This is a genomic window from Dechloromonas sp. TW-R-39-2, from assembly GCF_016864195.1.
GTDB lineage: Bacteria > Pseudomonadota > Gammaproteobacteria > Burkholderiales > Rhodocyclaceae > Azonexus.
The window spans coordinates 544,774-562,570 of sequence record NZ_CP045202.1 but is presented as its reverse complement, the minus strand read 5'-3'; the positions used below and the strand labels follow the sequence as shown (position 1 = coordinate 562,570).

General features: G+C 59.7%; 18 protein-coding genes. 10 read left to right on the top strand and 8 right to left on the bottom strand.

The features are described from left to right. Nucleotides 1–209: 209 nt before the first annotated feature. Complete coding sequence (locus GBK02_RS02745; protein WP_239003132.1) at nucleotides 210–1,022, bottom strand: IclR family transcriptional regulator; 813 nt, start codon at nucleotides 1,020–1,022, stop codon at nucleotides 210–212. Nucleotides 1,023–1,076: 54 nt separating this feature from the next. Between GBK02_RS02745 and paaY the strand changes: the two genes are divergently transcribed. The 3 genes from paaY to GBK02_RS02730 all read left to right on the top strand — a co-directional run bounded on the left by paaY (nucleotide 1,077) and on the right by GBK02_RS02730 (nucleotide 3,217). Continuing rightward, on the top strand, nucleotides 1,077–1,697 hold the full coding sequence (paaY, locus tag GBK02_RS02740; RefSeq protein WP_203468253.1) for a phenylacetic acid degradation protein PaaY: 621 nt from the start codon (nucleotides 1,077–1,079) through the stop codon (nucleotides 1,695–1,697). A gap of 87 nt (nucleotides 1,698–1,784) precedes the next feature. Next, nucleotides 1,785–2,324 (top strand): glutathione peroxidase, encoded by a 540-nt coding sequence (locus tag GBK02_RS02735; RefSeq protein ID WP_203468252.1) that lies wholly within the window; start codon nucleotides 1,785–1,787, stop codon nucleotides 2,322–2,324. 359 nt (nucleotides 2,325–2,683) lie between these two features. Beyond that, the gene (locus GBK02_RS02730; RefSeq protein WP_203468251.1) at nucleotides 2,684–3,217 is read left to right on the top strand and encodes a hypothetical protein; all 534 of its coding nucleotides are present in this window, start codon (nucleotides 2,684–2,686) and stop codon (nucleotides 3,215–3,217) included. Between the two features lie 636 nt (nucleotides 3,218–3,853). Here the strand turns inward: GBK02_RS02730 and GBK02_RS02725 are convergent. Next, a complete protein-coding gene (locus tag GBK02_RS02725; RefSeq protein ID WP_203466774.1) occupies nucleotides 3,854–4,882 on the bottom strand; it encodes an IS110 family transposase in 1,029 nt (342 codons plus the stop codon). Between the two features lie 57 nt (nucleotides 4,883–4,939). Here GBK02_RS02725 and GBK02_RS02720 point away from each other — a divergent pair, with 57 nt between their 5' ends. Next, nucleotides 4,940–5,917: a tetratricopeptide repeat protein gene (locus GBK02_RS02720; RefSeq protein WP_203468250.1), complete on the top strand. Its 978-nt coding sequence runs from the start codon at nucleotides 4,940–4,942 to the stop codon at nucleotides 5,915–5,917. Between the two features lie 146 nt (nucleotides 5,918–6,063). On the opposite strand, the gene GBK02_RS02715 is transcribed toward GBK02_RS02720, so the two are convergent. Then, entirely contained in the window at nucleotides 6,064–6,621 is a 558-nt protein-coding gene (locus tag GBK02_RS02715; protein ID WP_203468249.1) for a winged helix DNA-binding protein, read from the bottom strand. 190 nt (nucleotides 6,622–6,811) lie between these two features. Between GBK02_RS02715 and GBK02_RS02710 the strand changes: the two genes are divergently transcribed. From GBK02_RS02710 to GBK02_RS02685, 6 genes are read left to right on the top strand one after another with little or no spacing between them, the layout of a single operon-like run. Next, on the top strand, nucleotides 6,812–7,786 hold the full coding sequence (locus tag GBK02_RS02710) for a TRAP transporter substrate-binding protein (protein WP_239003131.1): 975 nt from the start codon (nucleotides 6,812–6,814) through the stop codon (nucleotides 7,784–7,786). A gap of 54 nt (nucleotides 7,787–7,840) precedes the next feature. After that, complete coding sequence (locus GBK02_RS02705) at nucleotides 7,841–8,359, top strand: TRAP transporter small permease (RefSeq protein ID WP_203468247.1); 519 nt, start codon at nucleotides 7,841–7,843, stop codon at nucleotides 8,357–8,359. A gap of 15 nt (nucleotides 8,360–8,374) precedes the next feature. Continuing rightward, on the top strand, nucleotides 8,375–9,673 hold the full coding sequence (locus GBK02_RS02700) for a TRAP transporter large permease (protein WP_203468246.1): 1,299 nt from the start codon (nucleotides 8,375–8,377) through the stop codon (nucleotides 9,671–9,673). 10 nt (nucleotides 9,674–9,683) lie between these two features. After that, on the top strand, nucleotides 9,684–10,469 hold the full coding sequence (gene pxpB, locus GBK02_RS02695; RefSeq protein WP_203468245.1) for a 5-oxoprolinase subunit PxpB: 786 nt from the start codon (nucleotides 9,684–9,686) through the stop codon (nucleotides 10,467–10,469). Continuing rightward, complete coding sequence (locus tag GBK02_RS02690; RefSeq protein ID WP_203468244.1) at nucleotides 10,457–11,491, top strand: biotin-dependent carboxyltransferase family protein; 1,035 nt, start codon at nucleotides 10,457–10,459, stop codon at nucleotides 11,489–11,491. Before pxpB ends, GBK02_RS02690 begins: the two co-directional genes overlap by 13 nt. A gap of 20 nt (nucleotides 11,492–11,511) precedes the next feature. Then, entirely contained in the window at nucleotides 11,512–12,285 is a 774-nt protein-coding gene (locus GBK02_RS02685) for a LamB/YcsF family protein (RefSeq protein ID WP_203468243.1), read from the top strand. 11 nt (nucleotides 12,286–12,296) lie between these two features. Here the strand turns inward: GBK02_RS02685 and GBK02_RS02680 are convergent, their stop codons facing one another. From GBK02_RS02680 to GBK02_RS02660, 5 genes are read right to left on the bottom strand one after another with little or no spacing between them, the layout of a single operon-like run. Continuing rightward, nucleotides 12,297–12,662, bottom strand: a complete 366-nt coding sequence (locus GBK02_RS02680) for a response regulator (protein ID WP_203468242.1) — start codon at nucleotides 12,660–12,662, stop codon at nucleotides 12,297–12,299. 30 nt (nucleotides 12,663–12,692) lie between these two features. Further along, complete coding sequence (locus GBK02_RS02675) at nucleotides 12,693–13,634, bottom strand: chemotaxis protein CheX (protein WP_203468241.1); 942 nt, start codon at nucleotides 13,632–13,634, stop codon at nucleotides 12,693–12,695. Nucleotides 13,635–13,668: 34 nt separating this feature from the next. After that, a complete protein-coding gene (locus tag GBK02_RS02670) occupies nucleotides 13,669–14,208 on the bottom strand; it encodes a hypothetical protein (protein ID WP_203468240.1) in 540 nt (179 codons plus the stop codon). Beyond that, nucleotides 14,208–14,972, bottom strand: coding sequence for a methyl-accepting chemotaxis protein (locus tag GBK02_RS17010; RefSeq protein WP_305852115.1), 765 nt, complete (start codon nucleotides 14,970–14,972; stop codon nucleotides 14,208–14,210). The genes GBK02_RS02670 and GBK02_RS17010 overlap by 1 nt, the downstream gene beginning before the upstream one ends. 2 nt (nucleotides 14,973–14,974) lie before the next feature. Further along, nucleotides 14,975–17,782 carry a HAMP domain-containing protein gene (locus GBK02_RS02660; RefSeq protein WP_203468239.1) on the bottom strand — a complete coding sequence of 936 codons (2,808 nt, stop codon included), beginning with the start codon at nucleotides 17,780–17,782 and terminating at the stop codon, nucleotides 14,975–14,977. Between the last annotated feature and the right edge of the window lie 15 nt (nucleotides 17,783–17,797).

The following is a 17,797-nucleotide window of genomic DNA, read 5'->3' as shown; positions in this document are numbered from 1 at the left end:
ACTTCACATTAGTGGAATTGATTCTGAAATACAGAACAACTTCTGTCAATGGAAAATGATACAAATAATGAAATTTCCTGCGCCTTATGTATCAATAATTATCCAGCTGATTTATCGACATTTTTTGCCAAAAACCAGCGTCGACCGCGGCAAATGCAAAGACCCGCCAGGTGGCGGGTCTTGTCATGGCAAACGTGAGCCGATACTGGCTAGTTGCTGCCGGTGTATCCCAGGCGAACCGACAATTCGGCGGCGGCCTCCTTGAGCGGCCCGACCACCGGCCCGGCCGGGTCCATGTCGAACATACCCTTGACGCCAACCACCAGCATGGCGATGGTAATTTCATTCTTGAAATTGAAGACCGGCGCCGCCAGTGCCTCCACACCCGGCACCAGGTGGTAGCCGGAAACGCTGGCGTAACCATCGGCCCGCACCTGGGCCAGCATGGCTTCGACCTCGGCGCGCGTCTGCAACTCCGGCGGCAGGTCCGGCCCCTTGAGACGACGTTCGATCAGGCGGCCAACAGTTTCCTTGGGCAACCAGGCGGAAAAAACCCGACCGCTGGCCGAAGTCAGCGGATCAAGCGCCGTACCGGTCACGACATTGACGGTGATCGGGCGGCGCGGACGCTCCCAGCGCACGATGACCGGCCCGGTATCGCCCCACACGGCAAGCGCGGTCGTTTCGTTGATCTTGTCGCGCAACTCGGCAATGGCCGCCAGGCCGAGGCGCACCCGGTCAAGCCGGTCAATCGCCACCAGACCGATGTTCAAGGCGAACGGCCCAAGGTCGTAACGGGAAGTCAGCGGGTCCTGCCCAACCAACCCGGCACGAATCAGGCTGACCAGATAGCGATGCGCCTTGGAGGCCGGCATGTCCGCCGCCGCCGCAATGTCCTTGAGCATCATCGAGCGCTGCCCCTTGACCATGGCGCGCAGGATGCTCATCCCGATTTCCAGCGACTGGACGCCGTGTTTGCCTTCCATTTCGTCACTCATGACCGCCCCTTGAAGATTCTGCATTACGAAATCGCTTTTATTTTATAGAATTCCAGATCGTTTTGTCAGGAGCAAATCATGAATTCACTGCGCGTGTACGCCATCGACGGCATTGTACCGGTCGTCGATCCCACCGCCTTCGTCCATCCCAGCGCCGTGCTGATCGGCGACGTCATCGTCGGACCGGGCTGTTACGTCGGCCCCTGCGCCAGCCTGCGCGGCGATTTCGGCCGCCTGATCCTGGAACGTGGCGCCAACCTGCAGGACACCTGCGTGATGCACGGCTTTCCCGGCACCGACACCGTGGTCGAGGAAAACGGCCACATCGGCCATGGCGCGGTATTGCACGGCTGCCGCATCGGCAAGAACGCCCTGATCGGCATGAATGCCGTGATCATGGACAATGCCGTGATCGGCGAATCGGCCATTGTCGCCGCCAGTGCCTTCGTCAAGGCCGGCGCCGAGATTCCGGCCCGCAGCCTGGTCGCCGGCATGCCAGCCAAGGTCATCCGCACGCTCTCCGACGAAGAAATCGCCTGGAAAAGCGAAGGCACCAAAACCTATCAAGACCTGACCCGGCGCTGCCTGGCGACCATGGTTGAAACCAACCCGCTGAGCGAAGTCGAGGCCGACCGCAAACGCATCCATATTCCCGACGTGATTCCGCTCGTTGAACTGAAGAAATCCGGCAAAAGCTGAAACGCGGCTGCCTGAAAATGGTCTGATTGCTGCGGTCGACCGCAGCAGAGGCCCGAAAATCAACGCTCAACACGCCAAGGACAATTCATGAACGACGCACTCTACGACATCCCGCTCCAGCAGATCGACGGCACCGCCACCAACCTGCGCCCGCACCAGGGCAAGGTGATGCTGATCGTCAACGTCGCCTCGAAATGCGGCCTGACACCGCAATACGCCGGACTGGAAGCCCTGCACGAACGTTACGCCGAACGCGGCTTCACCGTCCTCGGCTTTCCGGCCAACGATTTCGCCGGGCAGGAACCGGGCAGCAACGCCGAAATCGCCAGCTTCTGCACAAGCAATTTCGGCATCCGCTTCCCGCTCTACAGCAAGATTGTCGTTACTGGTGAAGAGCGCCACCCGCTCTACAGCCACCTGATCGCCGCCCACCCGGACACCGAGGCACGCCCCGTCATGGAAGAACAACTACGCGGCTACGGCATCGAACCGACCCCGCGCCCGGAAGTGCTCTGGAATTTCGAAAAAATCCTCGTCGACCGCAACGGCCAGGTCGTCCGGCGCTTTGCGCCCGATACCAAGCCGGATGCGGAAGCACTGATTGCGACGATTGAGGGGCTGCTTTAACGCACCATGTTTTAGGGTGAATAAAGACACCGGCCGAGCCTGTGATTGTTGTTTCGCAGGTGGTAGAAGCTGGTTTATTGTTAGTTGGACTGCTTGTCGGCCTGATGTGGAGCTCCACATCAGGCCGAACATCTGCTGTGTAGTGATAACCCTCTTTATCGCTAGTCGCACGCATTCGGCATACGAATCCCTTCCTGCGCTACAAACGGCAACAGCTCAGTCAAACGGCGAGTATTAAATTATCATTCAAATGATTGCTGCGCCGTTTGTTACTGTCATCCGAAATGCCTTTGCACGCCCCAAGTTGTGGTGGAATTAAACGACAAAGAAGCCGTAAGCAACATAAACGAGACACCGCCATGACAAATACCCTTCCGTTGCATTCAAACAGTGAAATGCCTAATCTTGACTCGCTTACTAATGCTTGGCTCACAGATTTTTTGGCGGCCGCGACACTAGCCGGACTTCAGCTTACACACGCTGATTTTCATATTGAGAAACTGTGTGCGTCACACACGCCAACAAGGTTGCTAAAGGGGCATGCGGCTGTTTATGTATTTCTCTTTGGAGATCGATGCTTAAAGGTTGGGCGTGCCGGAGAAAATAGTAATGCGCGTTATAGGTCACAGCATTACACGGGATCCGCAAAAAGCACACTGGCCGGTTCGCTCCTCAAGCATGAGATCCCTTGGTTACCTACGGTACAGGCTAATCAAACGAGAGAATGGATATGCAAAAACACATCCCGGATTAACTTTCTGCTCAAGGCAAGCCATGGGCCTTTTCCGATTGGTTTGCTTGAAGCATTTTTGCATTGCAAGCTCCAGCCCGTATTCGAAGGGTTCGCAAGTCAGCGACTGGCCGGTGAATGTACAAAATACACCCATGTTTGAACGATAGGCTGCTCAACGCAGTAAAGCAGACATCTGAACTACTCCGATATCCCGGCACTGAGGTTGGCCCACCCAATGAGCCCATAAAGGTCTAAGCTTTGCTCGTGTCGTAATTCAGCCCTTGTTAGGCTTTACACAATATTGCAGCGACCATTTATGCGGTGACGCCAGAATAGCTATCGACCGCATCAGGACCAAGAAATGACCGCTTATTGTTCTCGAGTGATTGGTGATTCCGAGGCGCTAAATAGAGTTCGGATGGTGCTCTATTCAAGGCCTGACGCCTGCTCTACATAGATGGTCGCCCCCGGTTTGCCAAGCCCTCAATCGATGATGGTAAGTAAGGTGGAGATTGCAGCCATAGATCCGGACTTTGATCGAGGCCACAGCCTCCGTCCCTGATGGAATACGCTGGTTGGAGCCTTAACAGATGGTCGCGCTGTGAGGCGCCTTGTAAAGTTCAGGCTTGTCCAACCCCGGTCTGACCTATCTCGCCATCACGTCATGATTGCCTGTGCAATCGGTGGTTCTCCTTGAAGTGTGCTGCTGTCTTGCTCAGTGGCAGGGTTATCCACGGGGCCGTGGGCCGAAGGTCCCTTTAGACCGTAGGCCTGCGGCACGGGGGATAACCCGTGTTTATGCCGTCAATCCGTAATCCGCTTTGTAGTCCCGATCCTGGGCCAGGAGCGCCCAGACAATCCGGGCATTCTTGTTCGCCAGGGCCACAGCAGCCACATTCTTGTTGCGTCGCCCCATCACTCCTGCCAGCCAGCTCCCGGCGTGGGCTGCCTTGCGTTCGGCTACCCGAATGACGGCGCGCGCTCCGTGGATCAAGAGTGTCCGCATATAGGTATCGCCCCGTTTGCTGATCCCCAGCAGGGTCTGCTTGCCGCCGCTGGAGTTCTGCCGTGGCACCAACCCGAGCCAGGCTGCCAGTTGTCGGCCATTTTCGAAGTTCCGGGCATTGCCGATGGATGCCACCAGCGCACTGGCTGTAATCGGACCAATCCCTGGTATCTGCGCGAGCTTTCGACTGGCGGCATTCTCGCTATGCCAGACCTGGATTTGACCTTCCAGCTCCTGGGCCTGCCGATCCAGTTCCTTGAGGTGGTCTCCCAGACGGGCAATTAGCTGACGAAAGACGCCGGGCAAGCCATTCTCGCCGTCTTCGAGGATCTCCGGCAGACGCTTGCCGATGTGCGCAATGCCCTGGGGAATGATGATGCCGTACTCGGCCAGCAGGCCGCGAATCTGATTTGCCTGGGCTGTCCTCGCTTTGACGAAGCCTTGGCGAGCCCGATGCAGCGCCAGTACAGCCTGCTGCTCGGCCTGCTTGATCGGCACAAAACGCATGTTTGGCCGGCTCACCGCTTCACAGATCGCCTCCGCATCCGCTGCATCATTTTTGTTCGTCTTGACGTAGGGCTTCACAAATTGCGGCGCCATCAATTTGACGGTATGCCCCATCGCTTGCAGCTTGTTCGCCCAAAAATGTGCGCTGCCGCAGGCTTCCATGCCGATCAGGCACGGCGCCAGGTTGGCGAAGAACGCTGCCATCTGCTCCCGCTTCAGTTGTTTCTTCAGGACGGCTTTGCCCCGTTCATCCACGCCATGAACCTGGAATACGTTTTTTGCCAGATCGATGCCAATCGTCGTAAGCTTCATTTCGGTCGCCTCTCTTGCTGGGTGGGAATTTCCATTCGCCACACTTTGGCACTTCTGATGCCGTTTCAAGTAGGGGCGACCATCCCATTAGATGAGTTAGAAGGCGCCCTCACGGCGCTTCGTAGTATGGCGGAAAATAACGATCCGGCAGCCATGCACTTGTTAGGTCAGGTTTTGTGGGATGGCCTGTTGGTAGAAAGAGATGTGCTTGGGGCGCTCCTGCTGTTTGAAAGTGCGATTGCACTAAATCATCCTCCAGCACTTGTCTCTATAGGTGCGTATTACCACGCCAACGCTAAGTCGGAGGCTGACTTTGAGCGCGCAGCGAACTATTACAAAGCGTATTTTGACTGGCGGCAAGAAGAGGAGACTCGCTTAGGGGGCGAGGCTGTTATTTATGCGCAAAATCAAGTGCGTCTCGGGGAGGTCGGACTGACTGAGCGGGAATTTTTCCGTAGCTTTGCAATATCGATGAACGGGGTTTCCTACACTGCTACCACGACTGTTCTGAAACAAATCAACGACTGGCGCTTGGCGGCTAAGCGTAAGGTCATAGAAATCCAGAAAAAGCTATACAAACGAAATCCGGGAAAATCAAGCTTTAACCCAAGGACACTGCCGCTAGCCCCGATGAACGGATTCTGTGCCACTGGCGCATTGGTAGGCGATCAATGCATTACTCATCTGGAGCTTTCGCTGGGCTGGGAGGGGCAATTGCATCGGGCATGTATACCTCTGACCGATTTTGGTGTCCCTAAAAATGGGCTACCGAACCTTCGAACACTCAAAGAGTTTGCTTGCCCCATTGGTTGCGTACCGGCGAACTGCGCAGACGAGATACGAGTAGCGATCGATGCACCTCCCTCATTCTCGCTGAGGGATGCGGTCATCAATCGGTGGCATGGATTTTTTAATCGCCGGCCGGAGGTGACTGCTGACTACAAGCAGAAAATATCAATGTGCATAGCTGTCGAAGGGGCTGGTTGCAGGGCATTTATAGATGGCCGCGAGATATTTTCCGATTGGCGAGAGTAGGCCCAAAAGATGTGCTGATAATTTATGTCTATTTTCGTCTTGGAACCATGAAAATCTTGCTCAGTACATCGCATTAGTAGACAGCAGCCGGACTCTTACGTGAAGGTGAAAGTCAGCTAAGGCCGAAAAACCATCCTCCCCCCAACTCAATACGAAGTCGCAGCCCTCGCTGCCTGGTCGTAACGACCGGAAACGGTGCGCAACAGGCGGGCGACTTCGCCGAGGCGCTGGTTTTCCTCTTCTGCGCCGGAGAAGCCGGGCATCAGGCAGGCTTCGCGCACTTCACGGTATTGCATGCACAGTTCGGCGCCTTCTTCGGTCGTCGAGAAGAAGGCTTCCTTTCCACGCTTGGTGCTGCTGACCAGCCCCATACCGACCAGTTTCTTGACCGAGTAGGTAACGACGTGGGTGTCTTCGATATTCAGCACGAAGCAGATGTCGGCCAGGCGTTTTTCACTGCGTCGGTGGTTGATGTGATGCAGCACCAGCACGTCGACCGGCGCCATGTCCTTGACCCCGGCGGCGCCCATGCAGCGGATCAGCCAGCGGTTGAAGGCGTGCGCAGCGATGATCAGACCAAACTCGAATTCCGACAGCTCCGGGGATTTTTCCGAAACCAGGTGTGACGAGGAAACGATGCGCTGCCCCGGCTGGGCAAGCGCCGGACGGGGTTCGACAGCGGGTGTTTTTGCCTTGGACTTCATGACTTTTCCACTAAACGGAAGAATTTCATTATAGCAAAATCACGTTGACTTTTTATCGACGTTTTCTTAACGTTACATTGTCGTTACCGTTTCGATTCAAACTGGAGAAGTTCGGGCTTCAAGCCAGCCCCTGAAACGGAAGTCGATTCAAGCCGGCCCGCCGGACCCAGCTACCTACCAGGAGATGTACATGTTGAAGACTCTCGCCGCCATCGGCGCCACCTCGGCCCTGTGCTTCATCGGGTCCGCCGCTCAGGCCCAGCAGAAATGGGACATGCCGACCGGCTACCCGGCTTCGAACTTTCACACCGAAAACATCCAGCAGTTCGCTGGCGACATCGATAAAGCCACCGCCGGCAAACTGAAGATCACCGTGCATGACGGCGGTTCGCTGTTCAAGGCCAACGAAGTCAAACGTGCCGTGCAAGGCGGCCAGGCGCAGTTAGGCGAAATCATCATCTCCGGTTATTCCAATGAAGATCCGGTCTATGGCGTTGATTCGATTCCTTTCCTGGCGACCAGCTATCAGGAATCGCAAAAACTCTGGCAAGCCTCCCGCCCGGCGACCGAAGCGCGTCTCGCCAAGCAGGGCATGAAGGTGCTGTACTCGGTGCCATGGCCACCGCAAGGCATTTTCAGCAGCAAGCCGATCAATAGCGCGGCTGATCTGAAGGGTGCCAAGTGGCGCGCCTACAACCCGAACACCAGCCGCATCGCCCAACTGGTCGGTGCCCAGCCGGTCACCGTGCAGGCCGCCGAACTGACGCAGGCGCTGGCCACCGGCGCGGTCAACACCTTCATGACCTCCGGCGCCACCGGCTACGACAGCAAGGTCTGGGAACAGGTCAAGTATTACTACGACGTCAGCGCCTGGCTGCCGAAAAATCTGGTCATCGTTTCCCAGAAAGCTTTCGACGGCCTCGACAAGCCGAGCCAGGAAGCCGTGCTGAAGGCTGCCGCGGCTGCCGAAACACGCGGTTGGAAGGTCAGCCAGGAGAAAAACACCTGGTACATCGAGCAACTGAAGAAGAATGGCATGACGGTAGACGCTGGTTCGGCCCAGTTGCGCGCCGATCTCAAGAAAGTGGGCGAAACGATGGTCGCCGACTGGACCAAGCAGGCCGGCGCAGACGGCCAGGCCATTCTCGACGCCTACCGCAAGTAATTTCATCATCACGGGCTGCTGCGGCAGCCCGTTTTCTGACTAGAAGGAACGCCCATGCGCACCATGCTGGATCGTCTTTTTACCGGCGCAGGCTATCTCGCCGGCCTGTTCATGGTGGGCACCCTGCTCGCTGTATTAGCCAGCATCTTTGGCCGCCTGATCCCGGCCATCGACTTGCCCGGCGCCGATGCCTATGCCGGTTACTGCATGGCGACTGCCGCCTTCCTGGCGCTGGCCCCGACGCTGCGTCGCGGTGAACACATCCGCGTCACGCTGATCCTCAATCAACTACCCACCGCAGCCCACCGCTGGCTGGATATTTTCTGCCACCTCGTCGCCTTGATCATGTCCGGCGCGCTGGCCTGGTTCTCGATTCGACTGGTCATGCAATCGCGCGAGTTTGTCGATATTTCAACCGGCCTCGACGCGACGCCGCTGTGGATTCCCCAGCTCGGCATGGCCGTCGGTACCAGCCTGTTTGTCCTGGCTTTCGCCATGGATCTCGTCCTGCTTCTCGCCGGCAAGCAATTGCGCGAAGAGTCGCTCGACGGCGAACCCGCCCACATCGAATAAGCCGGAAGCGACATCATGGATATCTACATCACCCTGCTGCTCATCGTCACGCTGTTCATCATTCTCGGCAGCGGCGTCTGGATCGGCCTTTCACTGGCCGGCGTCGCCTGGATCGGGATGGAACTGTTCACCAGCCGCCCGGTTGGCGACAGCATGGCCGTCACCATCTGGGGATCGGCCTCTTCCTGGACGTTGACCGCGCTGCCGCTGTTTATCTGGATGGGCGAAATTCTCTTCCGCACCAAGCTCTCCGAAGACATGTTCAAGGGCCTCGCCCCATGGCTCGAAAAGCTGCCGGGTCGCCTGCTCCACACCAACATCATCGGCTGCACCATCTTCGCCGCCGTCTCCGGCTCCTCGGCAGCCACCTGCGCCACGATCGGCAAGATGACCTTGCCCGAACTGAAACGCCGCGGCTATCCGGAACACATCGCGATTGGCACGCTGGCCGGCGCCGGCACGCTCGGCCTGCTGATTCCACCGTCGATCATCATGATCGTCTACGGCGTCACGGCCAATGTCTCGATTGCCCAGCTGTTCATCGCCGGCGTCATTCCCGGCCTGCTGCTGGCCGGCTTGTTCATGGCTTACACCATCGTCTGGGCGCTGATTCATCCGGACCAGATTCCGCCGGCCGACCAGAACATGAGCTTCCTCGAAAAGCTCAACGCCTCGCGCAACCTGATTCCCGTTGTCTCGCTGATCGCCGCCGTGCTTGGCTCGATTTACACCGGGCTGGCCACCGCCACCGAGGCGGCCGGGCTGGGCGTTGTCGGATCGCTGATCATCGCCGCATTGCAGGGCGAGTTGTCGTGGAAGAATTTCAGCGACAGCCTGATCGGTGCCACCCGCCTGTACTGCATGATCGCGTTGATTCTGGCCGGCGCCGCTTTCCTGACGCTGGCCATGGGCTATATCGGCCTGCCGCGCCACCTGGCCGAGTGGATCAGCTCGCTGCACCTCTCGCCGTTCGCCCTGGTCCTGGCGTTGATGGTCTTCTTCATCGTGCTCGGCTGCTTCCTCGACGGCATTTCCATCGTCGTGCTGACCATGGGCGTCCTGCTGCCGACCATCGAAAAAGCCGGCATTGACCTGGTCTGGTTCGGTATTTTTGTCGTGCTCGTCGTCGAAATGGCACAAATCACACCGCCAGTCGGCTTCAACCTGTTCGTGCTGCAAGGCATGACCAAGAAAGAAATCACCTGGCTGGCCAAGCACTCGATGCCGATGTTCTTCCTGATGGTTGCCGCCGTGCTGCTGATTTACTTCTTCCCCGGCATCATCACCTGGCTGCCGCAGCAGATGGCCGGCTAAATCTCCACGCATGAACCACGACGCTCACCACCCATCGCCCCGGCTGCTGCCGCTGGGCGATGCGGCCTGGACAATCGAGTTCGGTACCAGCATCGACCCGGCCCTGCATGGCCGGGTGATGGGGCTGGCCGAACAACTGCGCCACGCCCGGACAGCCGGCAACAACCCGCTGCTGGCCAGCATTGTCGACGTCGTGCCGACTTTCCGCTCACTGACCGTGCACTACGACCCCTTGCAGGGCACCGGCGAAACACTCGGCAAGCAGTTACTCGAACTGGCCGAAAAAGCCGGACAAGCCGCCGCCAGCGGCCGGCGCTGGCAACTGCCGGTCTGTTTCGATGCCGACCTGGCGCCCGATCTCGACGCGCTGGCCGCCAGCAAAGGGCTGAGCCGGGAAACAGTCATCGAACGCCTGACCGGCACCACCTTCCACGTTTACATGATTGGTTTCATGCCCGGTTTTCCGTACATGGGCGGCTTGCCGGACGAACTCAACACGCCGCGCCTGGCCTCGCCGCGCAAGGCGGTGCCAGCCCGCTCGCTGGCCATCGCCGGCGAAATGTGCGCGGTCTACCCTTGGGAAAGTCCGGGCGGCTGGCATTTGCTCGGCCGCACGCCAATTTCACTGTTTGACACCGTCGACCGCGACAACCCTGCCCTGCTCGCCTCCGGCGACGAAGTCCGCTGGCTGGCCGTCGACCGCAACACGTACCAGGCGCAGGAAGCCGCCCTGGCCAGCCGGACACTGGCCCGCGACAGCTTCCTGCTCGCCCCGGAGGCCGCATGGACGGCCTGATCGAACTGATCGACGGTGGCCTGGGCAACAGCATCCAGGACCCCGGTCGCCGCGGTTATCGGCACATCGGCGTCGCCGTTTCCGGCACACTGGATCGCCCGATGGCCGCTTGCGCCAACCTGCTGGCCGGCAATCATCCCGATGCCGCCAGCCTCGAAATGCGCGGCATCGGCCCAACCCTCAAGGTGCAGCACGGGCCTGTGCGCATCGCGATTGCCGGGCAAACCCGCGCCACCTTGATCCGGGCCAATGGCAACACCCAGCCACTGACCGCATGGTGCAGCACGACGCTGGATGACGGCGATGTCGTCAAGATCGGCGCCATTGCCGATGGCGTGGCCTATCTGGCAGTTTCCGGCGGGATTCGCGTTGCGCCCGAGTTGGGCAGCCGCGCCACCTACCAACGGGCAGCCATCGGCGGCATCAACGGCCGGGCCGTGCAAACCGGCGACACATTGCCGTGCAGCCAGCCGATGCAACGCGATTTGCGTGAATGGCGGGCCGAACCATTACGCCATGACGAAGGGCCGATCCGCGTCATCCCCGGCCCGCAGGACCAGCATTTCAGCACGACAGCGTGGTTCGACTTCCTGAACGGCCGCTTCGTCGCCACCCCGGAAATGGACCGCATGGGCATGCGCCTGAGCGGCCCGAAACTCGGCCACATCACGCCGGAAGCCGCCGATATCGTTTCCGACGGCGTGACACCCGGCGCCATCCAGGTGCCGGCCAACGGCCAGCCGATCATCCTGCTGGCCGATTGCCAAACGGTTGGCGGCTACCCCAAGATCGCCACGGTGATCACCGCCGACCTGCCGCGCCTGGCGCACTGGCAGCCGGGGCAGGAAGTCCGCTTTGCTGCGGTCGACCTGCCGCAAGCCAGCAAATTGCTCGCCGCGCAAATGCAGCAACTGGCGGCCTGGCAAAATAGCCTGCAAGCCTTCCTGCCGCCGGGCAGCCTCGACGAATCCGCTTTGTACAACCTCAACCTGGTCAGCGGCATGGTCCGCGCCGAACCTTGATTGCCGACAGGAGCCGTGCCATGGCCAATTTGATCAACCTGAATGCCGATCTCGGCGAAAGCTTCGGCGCCTGGCAGATGGGGGCCGACGCCGCCTTGCTCGACATCGTCAGCAGCGCCAACATTGCCTGCGGCTTTCACGCTGGCGACCCGCTGGTCATGCGCCGAACCATCCGCGCTGCGCTGCAACGCGGCGTCAGCTTGGGCGCCCACCCGGCCTTTCCCGATCTGCAGGGTTTCGGTCGCCGGCGCATGGACATTCCGCCGGCCGAGCTCGAAGCCGGCATCATTTACCAGATCGGAGCGCTGCAGGCGCTGGCCGTGGCCGAAGGCGGCCACGTCAGCCACGTCAAGCCGCACGGTGCGCTCAACAACATCGCCTGCGCCAACCGCGAGGTGGCCGAAACGATAGTCCGCGCCATGCTGGCCGTCAATCCCGAGCTGATCCTGCTCGCCCCGGCCCATTCGGTACTCGCCGCCACCGGCCGACAGCACGGCCTGACCGTGATTCTCGAAGTCTTTGCCGACCGGGCTTATCAGGACGACGGCCAACTGGTCCCGCGCAGCCAGCCGGGTGCGCTGATCCACGGGGCCGACGCCTCACTGGAACACGTCCGACGCATGCTCGATGCCCAGGCGATCATCAGCCAGTCCGGCAAGCAGCTGCCAACCAAGATTGAAAGCATCTGCGTGCACGGCGACAATCCAGAAGCCGTCGCCACCGCCCGCCATATCCGGCAAGGCATCGAAGCCGCCGGCTACAGCGTCGTCAGCTTCGACCACTACCCTTACTGAGACGCCCAGACTCAGGCCGCCAGCTTCTTGAAAGTTTCGAGCACGGCGGCGCCGTTGAAGGGTTTGACGATCCAGCCCTTGATCCCGGCCGCCTTGCCGCGTTCCTTCATGCTTGGGCTGCTTTCGGTAGTCAGCATGATGATGTTCACGCTGGCGTTGCCCAGCTCGCCGCGGATCTTTTCAGCCATCGTCAGGCCGTCCATGTTCGGCATGTTGACGTCGGTGACAACCAGGCGGATGGCCGGATCGGCCTTCATCTTGGCCAGGCCGTCCTTGCCGTCTACCGCGGTCGACACGTCCAGGCCGGCCTTTTTCAGAAAACCGCCGACTTCGTCGCGCACGGTGCTTGAATCGTCTACCACGAGAATTTTTGCCATGTTGATGTCCTTCCAGAACAGGATGGTGAATCAGAAAAGTTCAAGCTCGCCGGATTCGACGAGTTCTGCCGTGTCATGGACGATTTCGCTGAAATCCTCGGGTGACCAGCTGAGATTGAAAATGAAGCGCTGGTAAAGGCGGATGGTCTTCTCACCGCTTTCATCGCTCAAGGTGTAGAGAAAGCACAACTGTGGGTTTTCCGTGCCGAACGAAATGAACTTGTGCTTGTGATTGATCACCAGCGGCACCTGGATGCTGCTGCCGGCGGCGGCATCGCCGATATAGCGATTCTTGAAGGCACCCCAGATCAGGTTGGTGATTTCGCTGAGCAGGTTATTGACCTGACGGAAATTACGCTCCGCCTCGGCGCCCCCCAGCAGATCGAGCAGCGGCCCCTCCTCGGTCTGCAACATCATGTAGCCGCGGCACCAGTTGCTTTCAAGCGGAATCAGGCTGAACACTTCGCCGAAAATCACCTTGTCGCGCACGATGCAGGGCGTATCCCAGCGCGTCGTCAATTCCTTGAACTGGGCCGACAGGATGTTCTCGGTGATCTCGGAAATGCCGCGTACCAGCGCACAGGGGAAATACAGGCTGAAAATGTATTCATCGACGATGTCCTTCAGTCGGCCGATCTCTTCGGCATTCCAGGCAGCGCAGAAAACATGGCGCAGCGCTTCGCCAATACCGTCCAGACTGGCCCCGGATTCGCGCCGCAGGATGATCGGCAGCTCCGGACGAATGGTGTGGATGCGCAGCGCGATTTCGGCATTCTCTTCCGGCGAAGTGCCGTAATTGTCGGCATAGAGAATGGCCCCGAGATCGATATTCGAGCGCAACACCGACATCAGGCGGTTTTTGCGCACCTTCAGGGCAACGAGACTGTTTTCGTCGCAAAACTGTTTGATGCGTTCGGAATGGGCCGGGCTGTTGTCGAGCACCAGCACCTTGCTGACCAGCTTTTGCGTCATGTTTGCTCCATGGATTTTGAGACCGGGCCGCCGTTCAGAACAGTTCGATCGTTCCCGTTTCCTCAACCGGCGCGCCGGCATCGATCCGGAAATCGATCGGCGCGTAAGCCTTGAGAAAAAGAGTGGCATCGATGGCGATGGCGTGATTGATGCTGATCCGCTGACGGGCGATGTAATTGGCCTTCAGCTCGTCGAAAAAGGGGACGCAGGCGCTGTCCAGCACATTCGGAGTCGACATGCCGAGATGCATGAAATGGTGGCCGAGTTCGCGATTCATCGCGCCGCAGCACATATTGGCCATTTCACCGAAAACCTCGGTCAGGCTGCCCGCTTCGCCCTGGCGGGTGAAATAGGCACTGACCGCCGGGTCTTGCGGCAGATGAAAGACCGTCGTCAGACGAAACAGGTAGGAAGCGATGGTCAGCACGTGCAGGCAGGTGCCGGGCCGGTCGGCGCTGGCCGAGTAATTGACCGAGACATCAATCACATCCGTCTCGCGGTCGACCGCGAGATTGGCCCGAACCGCCTTGCCGAACAGTGTCTCGATGCTGCGCCGGGCTTGCTCGCTGACCATCAGACTGCTGCCTGCAACAGGTTGATGCGCGACTCCAGGCTGCTGATCGCGGCTGAAATCATTTTCCCGTCGGCCTGGATTTCCTGGAAGGTCGCCGTCGTTGTCAGGTCGTTCTTGTGCAGGCTCTTGCTGAAATCCTTCGACAACATTTCGGAACGGGCCGCCAGATTGCGCACCTCGTCGGCCACGACAGCGAAGCCGCGGCCCGAATCGCCGGCCCGCGCCGCCTCGATCGCAGCGTTCAGCGACAGGATGATGACGTGCTTGACGATGTCGCCGAACTCGCGATTCTGCCGGTGCATTTCCTGGTTCTGCGCCATCAGCGCATCCATCTGCTCATGCCAGTGCTCGAAAGTCACCGCCACATTGCGCAGCTCGGCCACCTCACGGGCCAGCGCCGCTGCATCGCGCAACACATCGTCCTTGAAGCGGGCGTGCGCTGCATTCAACGCGGCCTGCATGTCGCGGTCGACCGCCTGGGCAGCCTCAAAATCGGCCGAGCATCGAGCCAGCTCGGCTTGCAAGACCTCACGGTCCGCATGGGCGGCAAGCAATCCGCCCTGGCTGACGGCCAGTTCGCCCTGGATCGATGCCAGTTGATCGGCAAGCCGCGCCTGCTCACTTTCGACGCTCTGAACCAGGCCCGCCTGGCGGACATGCTGGCTGAGCAGGACAGCCTGATAGTGACGGCGGACCCACCAGGCGGCCAGCAGCCCGCACGACAGCGCCAGGACCAATGCAACGACGATCTGATCGAGACTCAAGATCACGCCTCGGCCAGACGGACTGGCAACAATGGCGACAGCCCCTGTACGGCAGACGGTTTCGGGACCGATGTGTCGGGTGCCAGCGCACTGAGGACAGCAAACCTGGCCGGCAATTCGATCACCGTTTCAAACGCCCGGAAATCCTCGCCGATCCGCTGATCGACAAAGTGCAAGGCGATCTTGCCGCCTTCGCGCTTGATGAAGTCCTGCACCGCATCCATGCCGACCCCACGCCCGGAAACTTCGGTGACGGCTGCGGCGGTCGAGAAACCGGCGGCAAAAATCAGGTTGGCGACGGTTTCATCGGCCACCTCAACCCCTTCGGCAATCAGTCCCTGAGCGATTGCCTTGCGCCGAATGTGACCGAGCGCCAGGCCCTTGCCATCGTCGCCGAGATGGAATTTGAGTAATCCACCATTCATGCTCAGGCGCAAGCCGATCGTGCCGCTGGCCGTTTTGCCTTTGGCCAGCCGGTCGACCGCGACTTCGACACCGTGATCCATCGCATTGCGGTAGAGGTGCATGAAAACGTTGCGCAGCAGGTCGGACACCTGGTTGCGCAGGCGGATGCCATGATCGCTGACGACCAGCCGAGGCGCTTCCTTGCCCAGTTCGGCGGCCAGCGAAGGCAGCGAATCGAACACTGGGGCGAGAATCGTGTTGATCGACTCCGTCCCGATCAAATCGAGATCCAGCTTGATCTGGCGAACCAGCGCGACCAGCGTATCGTGGTGGCAAGCCGACAGATCGTAGGCATCGAGTGCCGCACGCATGCTGGCCAGATGGCCGTGTTCGACCATGGCGTACTTCTCGGCACTACCGCGCCGGCCCGGCCCCTTGCGGCCCAGCGTCACATCGTTGAGGTGGGCGTATTCCTCCAGGCTGCAGCGCACCGCATCCAGCTCGACGAGCAGGACATCCGGCACAAAGGCCGCGCGCCCCTGACGCAAGGCTTCGTAGGATTGTTCGGCCAGATGCACGACATTGGTCATGTGCAACAGCCCGTATGTGCGCGCGTTGCCCTTGATCGTATGCATGTTGCGGAACAACTGCGTCACCAGATCGGGCGACAGACTGACCGCCGACTGGAGCAAGGCTTCGTTATCAACAATGAAGCGGCGCGAACTGTCGATGAAGTCGTGGAATTTCTCGTGCGTCACCTTGAGAATCTGGCCGATCATGTCCAGCTCGCGCTTCTGATGCTCTGCCTCGGCGACCAGCTGACGCAGCTCGGTGACATCGCGGACGCAAACCATCAGTTTCTCGACCACATCATTTTCATCGCAAATCGGCGACCAGACCAGATCGAGATATTTCTCGCGGCCGTCCGGCCAGGTCTGGCGCACTTCGTTGACCAGCAGATGGGCGTTGAAATCGAAATTCATCCGTTCTTCGCCGATGCAGGAAGCCACCGTTGCCTCGATCTGCGACAGGGCATCCGCCCCGACATCGCTGCTGGAAAACAGGAAATCCAGTGCCGGACGCCGGGCGATCTCGCGGGTTTCGAAAATTGTTTCGAGATAAGCCGAGTACTCGTGGTGCACCTTGCCGTCGGCCATGATCGTCAGGATGCCCTGCGTCATGTTCTGCAGCATGCCGTGAATATCCTTGGTCTTTTCACGCAACTGCGAGGTCCGCTCGGCCAGGCTTTCCGCCATGTTGTTGAACTGCGTGCCGACCGCCCCGATTTCGTCGCGGCTGGTGACATCGACACGCGCTTCGAGATTGCCCTCGGCCATGGTGTTGACCGCGTCAGCCAGGCCGTTCAGGCCGCGCATGATCGAAATGTAGGCAGCGATGAAGCCGGCCGCGACAATCGCCAGGATGATCGCCATCACGGCAACCACGATATTGCGCTGGGTCTGCAGCACACTCAACCGCTCATTCAGCAGCACATCGGCCTGGGCAATCAGGATGCCGGCGACGGCCAGCGTTTCATCCATCGCCTTGGCCGTCAGATCAAGGTAGGCCGCCGGCGTCATGTCGTAATCGGTCGTATCCAGCATCTTGATCGTGATCGCTTCCTGGACGGCCAGGTACGCGGTGTTCATCTGCGCACCGGCCTGATTCAGTGCAGCCGAACGTTCCGGATGCTCGCTGGCCACCTTCTGCAGGCCATCCATGCTCCACAGCACCAGCGCGTCGAAATTGCCGCGCTGCAAGGTCAGATCGGTCCGCCGACTGCCGCGCACGCTTTTCTTGAGCAGCACATTCGTCCCCAGCCGTGCAGCCTGCCCATTGGTTTCGATCAGGCCCGGCAAATGGGCCGTGATGATATCGAGCAGACGGCTGCTCGCCGTATCGCCGTCGATCAGCAAACCGGCTTTTTCGTTCATCCGTTCAAGTTCGCTGCGCAGCAAGGGAATCAGCGCGGCAATATCGTCGGCACCGGCGTGTTCGATCTGTTCGGCCAGCGCGGCGCGACGCGACAACCATGCCGGATTGCCGTCGGCCCCGGCCACCGCTTGCAGCTTCGTTGCAGAAAACCCGGCATCCAGCGTATCCAGGGCATTCCTGGCTTGTTTCCGGCTATTGGCCAGCAGGGCCTCGCTTGATACGTCGCCCTCCTGCAAGGCCTGCCCGGCCGCGACGATCTGGTGCAGATGACCGAGCAAGGCCAGCGCCGGCACTTGCAGGCTCAGTTCTGCCCGCTCATTTTGCAAGGTGGCAACGCGGGCCTGCAATTCGTACACCAGCAAACCGGCGGCCAGCAGGAGCGGCAGGCCGAAGACGATGGCGGTGGCACGCAGCTTGTTGCGAAAGGAGAGATGTCCGACCAGGCGAACCGCAGGTTCGAAAAGTTTCATGGCAACCAGGAAGAG

Excerpts from the sequence above, each read along its gene's own strand:
- GBK02_RS02680 (WP_203468242.1), bottom strand. The coding sequence starts at position 12,662 with ATGGCAAAAATTCTCGTGGTAGACGATTCAAGCACCGTGCGCGACGAA.
- GBK02_RS02700 (WP_203468246.1), top strand. The coding sequence starts at position 8,375 with ATGGATATCTACATCACCCTGCTGCTCATCGTCACGCTGTTCATCATT.
- GBK02_RS02735 (WP_203468252.1), top strand. The coding sequence starts at position 1,785 with ATGAACGACGCACTCTACGACATCCCGCTCCAGCAGATCGACGGCACC.
- GBK02_RS02730 (WP_203468251.1), top strand. The coding sequence starts at position 2,684 with ATGACAAATACCCTTCCGTTGCATTCAAACAGTGAAATGCCTAATCTT.
- GBK02_RS02725 (WP_203466774.1), bottom strand. The coding sequence starts at position 4,882 with ATGAAGCTTACGACGATTGGCATCGATCTGGCAAAAAACGTATTCCAG.
- GBK02_RS02670 (WP_203468240.1), bottom strand. The coding sequence starts at position 14,208 with ATGGTCAGCGAGCAAGCCCGGCGCAGCATCGAGACACTGTTCGGCAAG.
- GBK02_RS02720 (WP_203468250.1), top strand. The coding sequence starts at position 4,940 with ATGCCGTTTCAAGTAGGGGCGACCATCCCATTAGATGAGTTAGAAGGC.
- GBK02_RS02685 (WP_203468243.1), top strand. The coding sequence starts at position 11,512 with ATGGCCAATTTGATCAACCTGAATGCCGATCTCGGCGAAAGCTTCGGC.
- paaY (WP_203468253.1), top strand. The coding sequence starts at position 1,077 with ATGAATTCACTGCGCGTGTACGCCATCGACGGCATTGTACCGGTCGTC.
- GBK02_RS02660 (WP_203468239.1), bottom strand. The coding sequence starts at position 17,782 with ATGAAACTTTTCGAACCTGCGGTTCGCCTGGTCGGACATCTCTCCTTT.
- pxpB (WP_203468245.1), top strand. The coding sequence starts at position 9,684 with ATGAACCACGACGCTCACCACCCATCGCCCCGGCTGCTGCCGCTGGGC.
- GBK02_RS02745 (WP_239003132.1), bottom strand. The coding sequence starts at position 1,022 with ATGCAGAATCTTCAAGGGGCGGTCATGAGTGACGAAATGGAAGGCAAA.
- GBK02_RS02710 (WP_239003131.1), top strand. The coding sequence starts at position 6,812 with ATGTTGAAGACTCTCGCCGCCATCGGCGCCACCTCGGCCCTGTGCTTC.
- GBK02_RS02705 (WP_203468247.1), top strand. The coding sequence starts at position 7,841 with ATGCGCACCATGCTGGATCGTCTTTTTACCGGCGCAGGCTATCTCGCC.
- GBK02_RS02715 (WP_203468249.1), bottom strand. The coding sequence starts at position 6,621 with ATGAAGTCCAAGGCAAAAACACCCGCTGTCGAACCCCGTCCGGCGCTT.
- GBK02_RS02675 (WP_203468241.1), bottom strand. The coding sequence starts at position 13,634 with ATGACGCAAAAGCTGGTCAGCAAGGTGCTGGTGCTCGACAACAGCCCG.
- GBK02_RS02690 (WP_203468244.1), top strand. The coding sequence starts at position 10,457 with ATGGACGGCCTGATCGAACTGATCGACGGTGGCCTGGGCAACAGCATC.